The organism is Nonomuraea monospora (genome assembly GCF_039531895.1).
GTDB lineage: Bacteria > Actinomycetota > Actinomycetes > Streptosporangiales > Streptosporangiaceae > Nonomuraea > Nonomuraea monospora.
Map to the genome: position 1 here is coordinate 456,269 of NZ_BAAAQX010000004.1, position 13,838 is coordinate 470,106.

The 13,838-nt window shown below is 69.5% G+C and carries 8 protein-coding genes; 1 reads left to right on the forward strand and 7 read right to left on the reverse strand.

What is annotated here, in order from left to right; all coding sequences use genetic code 11:
• Positions 1-11: 11 nt before the first annotated feature.
• Genes ABD331_RS11055 through ABD331_RS11070 form a run of 4 tightly spaced genes read right to left on the reverse strand, consistent with a single transcriptional unit; the run spans position 12 to position 5,960 of the window.
• Positions 12-1,193, reverse strand: a complete 1,182-nt coding sequence (locus ABD331_RS11055; RefSeq protein ID WP_344473310.1) for a hypothetical protein — start codon at positions 1,191-1,193, stop codon at positions 12-14.
• The gene (locus ABD331_RS11060; protein WP_344473311.1) at positions 1,190-4,102 is read right to left on the reverse strand and encodes a DEAD/DEAH box helicase; all 2,913 of its coding nucleotides are present in this window, start codon (positions 4,100-4,102) and stop codon (positions 1,190-1,192) included. The genes ABD331_RS11055 and ABD331_RS11060 overlap by 4 nt, the downstream gene beginning before the upstream one ends.
• A complete protein-coding gene (locus ABD331_RS11065; protein WP_344473313.1) occupies positions 4,099-5,529 on the reverse strand; it encodes a serine/threonine-protein kinase in 1,431 nt (476 codons plus the stop codon). Before ABD331_RS11065 ends, ABD331_RS11060 begins: the two co-directional genes overlap by 4 nt.
• Entirely contained in the window at positions 5,526-5,960 is a 435-nt protein-coding gene (locus ABD331_RS11070; RefSeq protein ID WP_344473315.1) for a hypothetical protein, read from the reverse strand. The genes ABD331_RS11065 and ABD331_RS11070 overlap by 4 nt, the downstream gene beginning before the upstream one ends.
• A 687-nt stretch (positions 5,961-6,647) precedes the next feature.
• Here ABD331_RS11070 and ABD331_RS11075 point away from each other — a divergent pair.
• Positions 6,648-7,067: a hypothetical protein gene (locus ABD331_RS11075; protein ID WP_344473316.1), complete on the forward strand. Its 420-nt coding sequence runs from the start codon at positions 6,648-6,650 to the stop codon at positions 7,065-7,067.
• 118 nt (positions 7,068-7,185) lie between these two features.
• On the opposite strand, the gene ABD331_RS11080 is transcribed toward ABD331_RS11075, so the two are convergent.
• The 3 genes from ABD331_RS11080 to ABD331_RS11090 all read right to left on the reverse strand — a co-directional run bounded on the left by ABD331_RS11080 (position 7,186) and on the right by ABD331_RS11090 (position 13,813).
• Positions 7,186-10,230, reverse strand: coding sequence for a beta-L-arabinofuranosidase domain-containing protein (locus tag ABD331_RS11080; protein ID WP_344473318.1), 3,045 nt, complete (start codon positions 10,228-10,230; stop codon positions 7,186-7,188).
• Positions 10,231-10,460: 230 nt separating this feature from the next.
• Positions 10,461-11,708, reverse strand: coding sequence for a hypothetical protein (locus ABD331_RS11085; RefSeq protein ID WP_344473320.1), 1,248 nt, complete (start codon positions 11,706-11,708; stop codon positions 10,461-10,463).
• 68 nt (positions 11,709-11,776) lie between these two features.
• The gene (locus ABD331_RS11090) at positions 11,777-13,813 is read right to left on the reverse strand and encodes a dipeptide ABC transporter ATP-binding protein (protein WP_344473322.1); all 2,037 of its coding nucleotides are present in this window, start codon (positions 13,811-13,813) and stop codon (positions 11,777-11,779) included.
• Positions 13,814-13,838: the final 25 nt, after the last annotated feature.

Sequence of the window (13,838 nt, forward strand, 5' to 3'; positions counted from 1 at the left end):
CGAGGCGGTGGTCATTCAAGGGCGTCGAGGTGCGCGAGGCGCTCGCGTAGATCGTTCTGCTCCGCGTAGCCGCGTAAGGAGGCCAGTGTGAGCCCGTCTGTCTCCAGTTGCGCGGCCAGAGCGTCCAATCGCCGTACCAGATCGGCCTGGGTCCGGACCTCGCGCTGCCTCGCCATGCCCAGCGCACGCTCGCATGCCGCGCTGCGGCGTAGCCGCCCGTCCTGGCACCACAACTGGAGGAAATGGTTCCTCCGCAGCTGGAACGAGCCCACCCGGCTCAGCGGCAGCTTGCCGCTCCTGCCGTACGCCTTCGCGGGCAGCACGACCCGCCACCCTCCGTACGGCGCCCGCTGAAGGGAACCGTGCCCCAGCCCGCTGTCGGCCAGCCACTCCTGCCAGAGCCGCCGTTCGTCCAGGCGTGTCTCGGCCTCGACGCGGGCGCGCGCCTCGGGCACCAGGGCGAGCACCTCCTCAAGGAAGGTGTCGCGCTCGCCGGCCACGGCCGTGTATCCCATCAGCCCGCCGCCGGCCGTCTCGATGACGTAGGAGGGCAGGTACGCGTCCTGCGGTCGCAGATCCCTGATCTCGCGGAGTTGGGCGGGCAGGTTGTACGCGGCACGGTCGCGTCGCGCCGCCAGCTCCAGGACGAGCCGTTCGTCGAACGCGGCCGGTGCGAACAGCGGGCGGAACAGTGTGCCGTCGGCCACCTCCTCTTTGCTGACCGTGGGCGTGTCGAGCACCCTGATCGATCCGTCGTAGTGAGACCTCGGTAGCGGCCTGCCCGTGAACCGCTCGAACAGCAGCTTTCTCCGGCTCTCCTTGCGCAGTGCATAACGGACACCGTCACGATGCGAGCGCACACCCAGGTCGGTGAGCCCGACACGTTCGCCGTCCGCCCACAGGTGGCCGATGACGGTGAGGAAGTGCAGGCAACGTTCGACGAGCGATGGATCGAGGCCGAAGAAGCCGCTCAGCTCGGAGGGCGTGGTGATCCCGCCGTCGGCGATCGCCCGGATGAGGTAGCGGTCGATGACCTCGTACGCCTGCTCCTCGTACAGGTCGGCGGTGACCTCCACCTGCCACATCGGCCACAACACGGCGAACAGCCGTAGCGGGTGCGTCCCGGGGCGGCTCACAGCGTCCTCGACCGCTCGCCTGGCCGGGTAGATGACATGCCTGGCCACGATCCTCATGCCTCCTCGAGGGAGTCGATCAACCGGCCCGCCTCGCGCGAAGGCCGTATGTCGCCCACTCGTGCCAGATGAGCGAGCATGGCCTTCATCACCTGGGCGAACTCTTTCTCCCGCGCTTGGCTCAGCGTTGTCGCGTCGCCGACGACGATGAGCTGAGCGCGCGCCCTGGAGATGGCCACGTTCAGGCGGCGCAGCTCTTTGAGGAAGCCGATCCTTCGCTGGTCGTTGCTGCGGGTGAACCCGTACACGATGAGGTCTCGCTCACCGCCCTGGAAGGAGTCCACTGTGTCGATGTGCTCGGCCACGTCCGCCCGGGCGCCGAGCTTGGCGCGGATGAGTTCGGCCTGTGCTTTGTAGGGCACGATGACCGCCCAGTCTTTGTAGCGGGGCGCGTACGCCGTGACCAGCCGAGCGATCAGGCCCGCCTCAGCCTCGTTCCGGTAGCTCTTCTTGTCTCCGGGAGGCGACCCTTCGCGCCGCTGCGCGGAGGGCAGATCAGACGTATCGATCATGGCGAAGGGGCTGGAGAAAATGGGGTCCTGCCCGCCGCCGGGATGGTTGGTCTGCAGGATGCCGCCGTAGAAGGCCGCGGAGATGAAGTCGGCGATCTCGCGTGGCATGCGCCGCTGCAGTCGCAGCATGATCTGGTTGTCGGCCGGCAGCGTGCCGTACAACTGCTCGAAGGCGCTGCGCCGCAAGATGTCACCGATGCTGTTGATCGCCTCCTGCCCGAGCTCGGCGTCGGCGCGCAGGCTCTCGGCCCAGTCGCGGACTTCCTCGTCGAGATAGGGCGGCAGCTGATGGTGGTCGCCGACGAGTAGCGCCCGTCTGCCGCGTACCAGGGGGACGAGGAGGTTCGGGGTGGAGATCTGGCCTGCCTCGTCCACGATGACCAGGTCGAACTCCAGATCGGCCAAGAGTGGCGCGGTCGCGGTGCCGATGCAGGTGGCGCCCACGACGGTGGCGTAGCGGACCATCTCGCGCTGCAGTTCCTCGCTTGTCTCGCTGATCCCCGCACGCCAATCGGACAGCAGGGACGCCCTGGTGGCCAGGGTGACCACCGCCTTCTCCAGCCGGGTCCGCTCGGCCTGCCAGCAGGCCACGTCATGACCGGGCCCGAGCGGGTCCAGCGGCAGCCACGGACTGATCATGGCGCGGAGCATGGCGGAGGCACGTTCGGCCGCGGTCAGCTCGCGATGCAGCTCTTCGCGCGCCTTGTCGGCGGCGTCGGCCAGCTCGCCGATCTGACGATCGCCCGCGATCAGCTGCTCCGCCTGCTTGTTGAGCGCGGCGAGCGTCGCGGCGGCGACGGCCGACCTCGCCTCGGCCTCGCCGAGCGCCTGCTCCGCGGTCCTGAGTCTGCCCGCCCGCCGGTTGGTCAGCCAGCGGAACAGGAAGGCGAGCGCACCGGACTGCGCCCTGGCCGCAGCGGCTTCGTGCCGGGTACGTGCCCGGCGGCAGAGACCGTCGAGTTCGGCGGCCACCGTACGGGTTCTGGCCGTTTCGTGCTCTGCTTCGCGCAAGGGTCCGGCGAGTGCGGCGGTCACGCGGGCCACAGCCTCCTTTCGCGCACCGAGGAGACGCGTGAACTCCCTGTCGGTGGCCGAGGCTCCGTCCAGGCACTGCGCCAGATACGACAACCAGCGCGCCGCAGGAGAGCCCGCTCCGGTGAAGGAGGCGAGCGCGGCAGCAGTCCCCTCGGTCGCGGCCAACACCCGGCGCTGCTCCTGCTGGACGCGGTTCTCCACCATCAGACCCCTGGCATGGGCGCTCATCTTGTCCTCGTTGCCGATCCTGACGGTGAAGACGTCCTCGGGCAGCTTCTCCAGGACGTTGTCCACAGCGCGGTTGGTGTGCGAGGTCACGAGCACTCGCTGGCGGCCCGCGCACGCCGCGACGATCTGCGCGATCGTCCTCGTCTTGCCGGTGCCCGGCGGACCGAGCACCAGCAGCAGGTCGGGAACGGTCAGGGCCCGCTGAAAGGCGGCGAGCTGGCCGCTGCCCTCGTCCAGCTGTTCGCGTGGCCGCGTCTGCGGGTCCGGTCGGTATGACGCCACCCGGCGCTCGACGAGCTGGTGGAGCAGCCCGCGGTTCACGGATCGGCCCTCGCGCAGCCGTGCCACGGCGTCGGCCTGGGCACGATAGATCCTGTCGCTGGGCATCGCCATCAGTGCGCCGCTTGCTGGGATGCGGGAGTAGTCAACGGCCTGCTCGAATCGGATGGTGATCTCGGTGCCCTTGATCCTGATCACCCTGCCGCGCAGCTCCGGGCGGTCCCGCAGGTAGAGCACCGCCCCATCGGCCACGTCCACCGGCCGCAGGAGGTGGAAGGTGTAGACGTCTCTGACCGAGTGACGTTGCTCTCTGGCGCTGGCCTTGTTCCGGTAGAGGAGTGGTTCGGCGTCGTGCTGCCGGTTGACCTCGATGTCCCGGCCGGCCTCGATCACCTGGCTCATCAGGTCCAGGTAGAAGGCATGCTGGGGCGGGAGCGGCGCGGGCGAGGCCGAGGGCGCCTCGGCCTGGGCCCAGGAACGGCGCAACAGGTCCCAGTGGGCGGACATGCCAGGCCGTACGTCACGCACATGGTGGAATGCGTGCCAGCCATACTGGCAGCGCAGCAGCAGAGCCGCCTCGACCAGGCGTTCCTCGTCCCTGAACCGGCGCGGGGCAGCGCCACCCAGGCTGTAGGCGTCGCCGTGGGCGCTCGGATAGAGCCAGGCGACGTGCCTGCTCGTGTAGACGGCCAGCCGCCCTTCGTCCACCCGGGCCGGCAACGCGCCCGCGTGCGCCAGCTCGCTCATCTCCTGTACCAGCCCGAACGGATGCAGGTCAGGTGCGAGCTTGGCGTACACCTTCTGCGAAGGGACCACGGCCACCGCCCGGGTGAGAAACACAGGGACGGTGGTCATCGCCTGCCTCCACCCGAGAGCTCGCCGCGTACATTCCTGAGCTCGGCGCCCAAGGCCCGGATATCGCCGGGACGCCGCCTGGGATCCGGGTCAAGGGCGCGGGCCAGGGCTTCCTCCAGTCGAGGCGGAATCTCCGGCAGCACGGCGCGGAGGGGCAGCGCCGCGCCGGGCAAGCCTGAGACGGTGTGATGGATCAGGGAGGCGACCTGGTACACGTCGGTGCGTGGGCCGGGCGGGAGCGCGGCGAGTGCGGGGCGGTGCTGTTCAGGAGCCTGGTAGGGGGCGTGCCCTTCTCCGGGTACTGGCGGGAGCGCGGTCAGGCCGAGGTCTCGCGGGACGCCCTGGTGTCTGCCGCCGCGCAGGACGACGGTGTCGGGGCTGAGCGCGCGGTGCGCGTGGCCGCGACGGTGCAGCTCATGCAGCGTGTCGCAGAGTACGGCAGCAGTGGCCACCACGGCCGCGGTGCTCAGCCGGTCGAGCGGCGCGCTGCTCCCCAGCGGGGAGATCGCCGGGGAAGAGGGAGGCGTGGACGGCACAGGGCCGAACACATCGCGCCAGAGCGGACCGTCCGGGCGGGTGGTGGCCAGAGTCATCGAGCCGTCGCCGTCGCGCCGCATCTCGGCTTTGCGCGGCAGCCCGCGCGCGTTACGCAGCTCGTCGAGCAGTGCTGCTTGGGCGATCAGCCCGTCCCGTCGCGCACTCCCGGCTACCGAGTCACGAAATATCCGGACCTGCCGGAGCATCACGTGAAGTCCCGGCGGCTGAATGCGGTCAGCGGTGGCCTCACGCCACGCCCATGAGCGGTCGGCGGCCAGGATTTCTCTGGCGTCCTCGTGCAACAGGTAGCCGGCGGCGACCGCACCAGCACGCCACGCCTCGTCCTCATTCAGCAGGGCAGAGGCGACCGGCAGCTCGGGGGCTTCCGTCGCCGGGCGGTAGGGGTCGTAGTACAGGTGGCGGATGTGATCGGCCTCTGGCCGCGCCAGGAGTGAGCGCAGTTCGTTGTCGTCCCAGAGGTCGATGACGATACCGGTGGCGGCCTGCTGCCTGGCGCTCCAGTCATGCCACCACTTGACCGAGGCCGGTGGCATGTTGCGCGGGATGCAGAGCGTCCATCTGTCGATGGTGTGCCCGTGGTCGCCGGCCGCATTCAGCGCGGACTGGAAGGATTTGTTCACCTCACTTCGATGCTGAGTGGTGAAGCCGTCCATGTAGTACTTGGCCTGCCAGATCGACACGCGTCCGTTGAGGTCGCCGACGAGGGCGTCGATGCCCCAGTCGCCGCCTCTGGCCTCGGGGATGCGTGTTTGGAGGCCGGTGATGGCGTGCACCAGCAGTCCGAGCATCTGCTCGAACTCGTCACGGCCGCCTGCGTCGTTCTGGCGCAGGGCGTGCGCGCGGAAGTTGATGGGCGGCACGCCGGTCACGTCGAGCGCTCCCTCTCCTGCCGCACCTGAGCCGAGGGGCCCATCGCCTGGAACTCCGCATGCCCGGCGAGATAGTCCGGCCCGTAGAGCAGGTAGGCGAGGACCACACAGTGCCATGGCGCCCACGGGCCGGAAACGCGAAGGGGGTTCTCACCGTCGAGCAGGATCGCGAACGAGTAGCTACCCGGGGACGGCCACAGCTCCATGATGGAGTCGAGTGACCAGCTGTACCAGCGGCTGTCCAGGTGAGCCAGCACGCGGTAGTTGGTCACCAAGGTGGGAGCCCAGCCGAGCCACCGCCATTGATGCATGGCCTGCCGCTCGGCCCTCGACCGGCGGACGGAGTTGCCGATCAGGCTGGCGGCGAGCCCGACCGCCATCGCGACCGGCGGTCCGAGCGACACGCCGGTGCGCTGATATGTGACGTCCATCGCGCACCAGACCTCGTGGGCGAGTGGAGCGTTACCGTGCAACACCTCATCGGGATACAGTCGCACATTGCCGGCGGAGAACTCGGGTAGCGCGCGACCTGCGAGAACATCGCCGCGTAGGCGAGAGGCATCCTGCCAGCCTTGGGCAAACGCTTCGTCGGGGTGTGGGGGCATTCGCGCTCACCGTGTCACTAGTCGACCGAATGAAGCGGGAGACTAGCGGATATTCCGTCTCTTGGATGTGAATCAGAGAACAGTATGAGATTCTGTTTCAGCTTTGCCCGATATGCCCGCAATGTTACGACTTGAGGGTATGGGTGTAACAGATGCTGGATTGTACGCCATGGAGTCGATCGGCGGCATTCTTCACGAATACATGCATTCGACGGCTCGAACCGCACGAGGGGAATGAGGGCCTCACCGCCGCGGCCCCGGCCATGCCATACCGGCATTGAACGAGGGCGTAATCCCCCTCATACACGCACGGGCACATAGAGTCATCGGGGTGATAACGGGGAGTGCATCGATGCTGACGCACCGCCTGTCCACGCGGAGATCAGCTACGCCGACACCCGCGATGGCGCACCGCAGGACGACACCACATCACGAAGAGGGCACATGACCCACCTGCTGCATCACACCGCGACGTCCACTCGCGGCCCGGTGTCGCTCACGATCATCTCGTACGTGACCGCCATCGCCGTCCTCACCTGGGCAACGATCAACGGCCATCTGGGCGACTACACGTACGGCTGGATCCTGATGACGGTGCTGACCTTCCCGGCCTCGCTGCTCAATCTGCTCCTCGACGGTCCACTCAGGCACGCCCTCATCGGTGATGCCTCCGTCTGGAGCCATGCCGTCTTCGCCTGGCCCGGCCTGCTCATGGCCCTCGTACTGGCCTGGAGCCTGACCTCACGCCGGCCTCGCCGAGTCGTTCACCTCGCGAGCTGGGCACTCACCGCGGCCACCCTCCTGTCGGGCATCGCGATCACACTCGACCAGTGGACACCCCGCCGCCCTTACGGCTGGCCGTTCGTCCTCTGCGGCACCGGCATGGCGATCGGCCTGCTGCTGACCCGACGAGCCGAAAAGCGCACACGCTGAACGACGCGGAACCGTCATCGCCTACACGCGCTCGAGCGTCACCTTGCGACGTCGAGGCGACGAACGCGGCAAGCGGGTCGTGCTCAGGAACCGATCTGCGACGTCGGCGATCCACGCTCTACGGCTCCGGCGTCAGCTCCCTGCGCGCGCCCGCGGCGGCGGCCACCACCGCGTCCCTCTGCTCATCGGTCAGCCGCCCCGCCGCCACGAACTCCCCCGCCGTCCTGGCGACCGTGGCCACGAACGCCCCGTGGGTCACGAACGGCGCCTGATCCCAGACGACGTCGAGGAACGTCAGACCATCGGTGCCGGGCGACGGAATCCCACTGACCGGAACGTCGTACCTGGGCAGCCCGTCGTCGCGTTTCACGTTCGCAACCCCGGAGTCGATGCTCCCGAACACGATCCGCGGCTCCACCCGGCGGAAGTAGGCGGAGTGGGCCTGGGCGTCCCCGACGTACCAGGGGCGCAGGGTGAAGCCGTGCGTCGTGAAGATCGGGTCTCCTGCCGCGCTCGTGCCCGCCGGTGTGATGGCCGCCCGCGAGTAGTCGCCGTCCCGCTTGAGATGCCGGTAGAGCGACAGCTCGCGGTAGCTGCCGCCGCCGGGGTCGCCGACGATCGGCATGAGCAGCGGGCCCCACATGACGGACTGCGTGTCGGGCCGGTCGATGGCGCGCTCGATCCGGATGCTGAACGGCATCGAGACGTCGATGACGTCCCCGGGGCGCCAGACGCGACGCAGCGTCACGTACGTGCCGGGCCGCGCGGCGCGCAGCGGCGCCCTGGTTCCGTTGATCCGCACGGTGTAACCGTTGCGGGCCCATTCGGGGACCCGCAGCTTGATGGCGAGGGCGCCGCGGCCGTTGACGGTGAGCTTCGTCCTGGCCTCGCGCGGGAAGCTCGTCTCCTGCGTCACGACGAAGCCCTTCTCCGCCCAGGTCACGGCCGACGGCACGAAGAGGTTGACCCAGAGGGCCGAGCCGTCGGCGGACTTGAAGTAGACGCTTTCCTGGTACTTGGTGTGGTTCTCCAGCCCTGTCCCGCCGCAGCAGGTGCCGGTGTTGCCGTACGACCTGTTCGCGCCCGGCGTCAGGGGCTGGAAGTAGGTCACCTGCGGGTTGGCCGTGGTGGCCGTGTCGGCTCGGGAACCGGCGATCTGGTTGAGGACGGCCCGCTCGTAGTAGTCCAGGTAGGCCGGGTCCTGCGTGTGGAAGAAGAGGTTGCGGGCCAGCTTGGACACGTTGTAGATGGAGCAGGTCTCCGCGCCGCCCTGGGCGATCGCGTTGGCGATGTTGTCCCGGTTCTGGAACATCTCGATGTTGTTGTTGGAGCCCGGGTAGTTTCCGCCGGTTCCCCCGTGCGAGAACATGCGGTGCGGGACGATCATGCCGTAGAAGTTCTCAGCCGCCCGGAAGTAGTCCTGGCCGCCGCCCTGCTCGAAGATCCGCAGGTAGCCGACGAAGTTGGGGACGTGCTGGTTGACGTGCAGGCGGGCCGGGCGACGCCGTCCGAGGTCGGCGGGGTCGGTCACCACGAGGATGTCCCGGTTCTCGACGCAGGCGCCGAAGAGGGACTCCCGGTTGTCGAAGAGCTTCGCCGTGTCGAGGTGCCTGGCGTCGCCGGTCAGGGCGTGGATCTCCGGGAACACCTCGTTGGCGCCGCCGTACTCGCCGGCGATGTAGGTGTCCCACATGAGGTTGAGGTCGCTGCGCGTGATGGGTCCCTGGTACTGCGGGTGATTCTTGTCGCCGACGGTCAGGGCGAGGTGCGCCCACTCCGCCATCTTGATGACGACTTCGCGCGCCTGCTCGTTGCCGGTCAGGTAGTAGGCGTCCAGCAGACCCCGCATGATCTTGTGCTGGGTGTACCAGGGCGCCCAGACGTTCGTGTCGAGGTTGCTGCCGTAGACGGCGAACCGCGGCGGCCCCAGCCGGATCACGGCGTCCTCCGGGATTGCCCCGAGATAGCCGGGATGGGTGGGCACCCATAACGCGCCGCCTCCCTGCGTGACCGGGACGATTCCGGCGTCACGCCCGTTGGGCGACGAGTCGAGCGCGGTCGCCCCGCCTTCCTCGTCGAAGCGGTACCAGGCGATGTTCCCGCCGCCCGTGGACCCCGCGGCGGAATCCGTCAGCGACTGGATCTCTGCCGCGCTGAGTGCCCGGTCGAAGATGTGGAACTCGTCGATGGTCGCGTCGAGGAGCGGGTCTCCGTACTGGGACCGGCCGATCCAGATGTTGCCGGGGACGCCGAGGCTGGTCGGGTTGAGCGTCATGCCGGTGTTCGCCGCCACCGCCGCGCCGTTGACGTACAGCGTTCCGACCGAGCCCGCGAGTGTGACGGCGAGGTGCGTCCACTGCCCGGTCGGCAGGGCGGACGTGCCCGTGATCTGCTGCTCCTGGCCGCTGCCTCCGACGGTGATGGCGAACCGCGGCGGATTGCCGGACGCACCGGAACGGGCCGTCAGGAACATGTTCACCGTGGTGTTCTGACCGAAGTCGAAGACCCTGCTCCAGCTCTGTGCCGCGGCGAGGTTGACCCAGGCGGCGATCGTGAAGTCGGTGAGCTGGGACACCGCTTCCTGCGGAAGCCGCAGATGCTCCGCGGTGCTGCCGCCGTTGAGGCGCAACCCGTTGCCGAAGCGTCCCTCGACCCGGCCGATGACGGGCTCCTCCGGCTCGTCGCCCCCGCCGGGGGCGTCCATCCGCGCGGTGATGGCGGCCTGGCACGCGGCCAGCTCGTCGACCATCCAGTCCAGCTTGTCCTTGAAGACCTGCTCGCCCTGGTCGGCGTAGGCCTGGGCGAGGGCGCTCAGGTAGTGGCCGGCCCAGTGCCCGCTCAGCAGCCCGCCGTTCTCCCAGCCGCCGGGCAGTTGCAGGCCAGGCGGGTTCGGGCGGCCGGCCTGGTCGTTGAAGAGCATGAGGAAACGGCGTTCGTCGTACGCCTGCAGGAACGCCTTCATCCGGTCCCGCTTCTCCTGCAACAGGCCGGCGTTCAGGCGTACCTCCCGCAGCGCGAACGGCCTGACCGCGGTGTTGCTTCCCGCGCCGACGTACGGGATCGCGGCCGGCTCCTTGACCCCGGCATCCGCCGGAAGAGGCTCGGCCGTCGCGGCCACCGCCAAACCGAGGGCTGATGCTCGTACGAATGTGCGGCGGCTCACTCCCGGCTTCTCGGACGGTGTCATTGCCCGTTTTCCTTTCGCTTGTGAGCGTTGGCTCTTCGCCGGCCAGGTGACTTCATGCCGGCCGCCGAGTGTTAGCGCTAACATTCAATGGCGGACGCTCGTTCTCAGGAATGACGAATAGCGTGTCGCCGACTTCGGTGGTCGACCAGGGCAGCTCGACGAACTGTTACTGATGTGTTGCGAACCAAGCTGCGGAGTTCCGCCATTCACGGCGAGACAGTTCCGTCTGTCGTCCAGAGGGCGGAAATCTGGTTCCCCTCCATGTTGTCGACGTCCCGATCGACGGCCAGGTACCCGGCCACCCATGCCCTGCTCGTGCCCGGACGCATGGTGACCACGTCGCCGCCGGCCAGGTCTCCGGGCAGCGTGATCGGCGTCCAACGGCCGCCCGAGACGTGCGCGATCTCGTCAGGACCGTCATAGATGCCGAGCCCGGACAGCCAGACCCCGCCCCGGCCGTCGGAGCCGAGCTCCGGCATGGTGCTCAGCCGGCGCCTGCCCGGCTGCCATGACCAGGACCACGAGGAACCGTCCCAGTGCGCCAGCAGCTCCTTCGTGAACGTGAGGTCGTTGTCGCCGTCGGAGTCAAGCGGATGGACCCCGGCCGTGACGTCCAGCCAGATGTCGCGCGGGCCGAGAACCAGCAGGTCGGACACCCCAAGGGACTCGAACTCGTCGGGCCGCACGCCCGCCCTGATGTCCGGCGCGGGAGAGGGGACGGCCTGCCAGGCCCGGCCGTCCCAGTGGCTGATCATGATCTTGTCGGCGCGCGGATGCACCCCGGCCACCCACACCGAGGTGGGGCTGAGGGCCGCCACCGCCATCGGCGTCATCTTGAGCCGATGCGCGCGGCTCCCCGCGGGCGTCACCTGGGTGACGATCGGCGGCGAATCGGCCGGTCGGACGACCCAGGCCTCGTCGCCGGTGACGGCCAGGTCCTCCGGCTGAAACTCCAGCGGGTACTCCCGCCAGTCGCGGCCTGTCCAGCGGGCGACGCAGGCCGCGGTCTTCGACTCGGAAGGCGCGGACCCGGCCACCCAGAGCTCCCCGGACGCCGCGACCGCCCCGTGGGCAAGGTCTTCCGCGCAGCCGGGCCCGGCGATCTCCGCTTCGGGCCGGTCCGCGTCCTTGGCGCTGTACTTCAGGACCACGCCCTGGCGGCTGCACTCGGACCGGCCCGCCTCCGGAGCCTCGGCACGCCTGGCCTCGCGGGAGCCGATCGCCCAGAGCGTGCCGTCGCGTGTGGCCGCGATGTCGTTGATCTCCCCTTCGGGGAAGGTGCCGACCAGCCGCCAGCCGTCGCGAGCGGGCACGTGGAGCTTGTCGCGTTGCGGTGAGGTCTCGGCGGGGCAGTCGGACGCGCTCGCGGCTGCGGGGTCGGGCTGGGGCGAGGCGGGGGCGCCTGCGCCGCACGCGGATAAGACGATCATGAGGGACGTGATCAACAACCGCATGGCGGCACGATACCGGCGCGCCTGCGCCGCAGGCGATCTGCCCGGCCGGCTCGGCATCGCGCACGAGATCAGGGCCGCGCCGACGCCTGCGGTTCCCTGAGCGGGAAGTGGCACGCCGCCGAGTGCCCCGGATCGAACCCGAGCAGCACCGGCTCCTCCTCGGCACACCGCGCCCGCGCCCGCGGGCAGCGGGTACGGAAGCGGCACCCCGACGGCGGGTCGAGCGGGCTGGGCAGCTCCGAGCCGATGTCCATCGGGTCGGCGGCCTCGGCCGCGGCGGGGTCCGGCACCGGGATGGCGGCGATCAGGCTCGCGGTGTAAGGGTGCGCGGGACGGAGGTAGATGTCGTCCGCCGACCCGACTTCGACGAGCTTGCCCAGGTACATCACTCCGACGGTGTCCGCCAGATACCGCACCACGGTCAGATCGTGAGATATCACGACGTAGGTGAGATCGTGTTTGGCCTGCAGCCTCTTCATCAGGTTGAGCACCTGCGAACGGATCGACACGTCCAGCGCGCTCACCGGCTCGTCCGCCACGATCACCCGCGGGTTGACCGCCAGCGCCCGGGCCAGCGCGATGCGCTGCCGCTGACCGCCGGAGAACTCGTGCGGATGGCGTTCCAGCACGCTGTGCGGCAGCCCCACCTCGTCGAGCAGCTCCCTGATGGCCTCCAGTTGCTCATCGGCGGTCCCGATGCCCTGCGCCTCGAACGGCTCGCGCAGGATGGCGCCGACGCGCATGCGCGGGTCGAGCGCGTCGAGCGGGTCCTGGAACATCATCTGCAGGTTGCGCCGATGCCGGCGCAGGCTCCGCCCGCGCAGCTCGTTCAGCTTGCCGCCCAGGGCGGTGACGCTGCCCGAGGAGGGCCGCTCCAGCGCGACGATCATCTTGGCCAGGGTGCTCTTGCCGCAGCCGCTCTCGCCGACCAGCCCGAAGGTCTGGCCTGGCCGGACCTCGAACGACACCCCGGACACGGCCTTGACGCTGCGCGCGGGACCGAGCAGCGGAAGGCGGCGCGGCACGCCGTACTCCTTCACGAGGTCGCCGACGGCCAGCACCGGCTCCCCGGGCTGCCCATCGCGCGGCTGCTCAGCCACCGCAGGGCTGGTCACGGGCGCCAGCGGCCCTTCGACCGGATGCCAGCAGGCGAGCAGATGCCCAGGGCTCGCGTCGGCGAGCGGCGGCGCCTCGCTCCCGCACCGGCCGGTGGCGTGCGCGCAGCGGGCGGCGAACCGGCAGCCCGCCGGCGGGTCGGCCAGGTCGGGCGGGAGGCCGGGGATGGAGTACAGGGTGTGCTCGCGCTGCTGGGTCAGCCGGGGCGTGCAGGCCAGCAACGCCTGCGTGTACGGGTGCCGCATCCCCTCGAAGAGGTCGCCGGTCGGGGCACTCTCGACGATGCCGCCGGCGTACATGACGCTGACCCGGTCGGCCCAGCGCGCGATCACCCCCATGTCGTGGGTGATCAGCAGCATGGCCATCCCGAGGCGGTCCTTCAGATCGTGCAGCAGGCGCAGGACCTGGGCCTGGACGGTCACGTCGAGCGCCGTCGTCGGCTCGTCGGCGATCAGCACCTTGGGCTCGCAGGACAGGGCCATGGCGATCATCACCCGCTGCCGGAGCCCGCCCGAGAGCTGGTGCGGGTAGTCGCCGTACCTTTCGGCCGGACGGGCGATCCCGACCAGCGCCAGCATCTCCAGCGCCCGCTCGCGCGCATGCCTCGGGCTCGCGCCGCGGTGCAGCCTGACCGGCTCGGCGACCTGCTCGCCGATGGTCTTGGTGGGGTTGAGCGAGGTCATCGGATCCTGGAAGACCATGGCGATCTCGTTGCCGCGGACGCGCTGATAGTCGCGTTCGGGCAGGCCGGTCAGCTCCCGTCCGCCGAGTTTGATCGACCCTTCTGTGACCTGCCCGCCGGGCGGGAGCAGGCCCATGATCGACAGGCCGGTCATCGACTTCCCGCTGCCCGACTCGCCCACCAGGCCGAGCGTCTCGCCCCGGCGCAGGCTCAGGTCGACGGCCTTGACGGCCTCGACCGTCGACCTCCTCAGCCGGATGCCGGCGGACAGGCGCTCGATGGCCAGAACGTCACCGTCGTCGGGCATCACTCGCCCCTTTCCGTGCGGGCGG

Coding starts and splice junctions, on each gene's coding strand:
- ABD331_RS11055 (WP_344473310.1), bottom strand. CDS start 1,193: ATGAGGATCGTGGCCAGGCATGTCATCTACCCGGCCAGGCGAGCGGTC.
- ABD331_RS11060 (WP_344473311.1), bottom strand. CDS start 4,102: ATGACCACCGTCCCTGTGTTTCTCACCCGGGCGGTGGCCGTGGTCCCT.
- ABD331_RS11070 (WP_344473315.1), bottom strand. CDS start 5,960: ATGGACGTCACATATCAGCGCACCGGCGTGTCGCTCGGACCGCCGGTC.
- ABD331_RS11085 (WP_344473320.1), bottom strand. CDS start 11,708: ATGCGGTTGTTGATCACGTCCCTCATGATCGTCTTATCCGCGTGCGGC.
- ABD331_RS11090 (WP_344473322.1), bottom strand. CDS start 13,813: ATGCCCGACGACGGTGACGTTCTGGCCATCGAGCGCCTGTCCGCCGGC.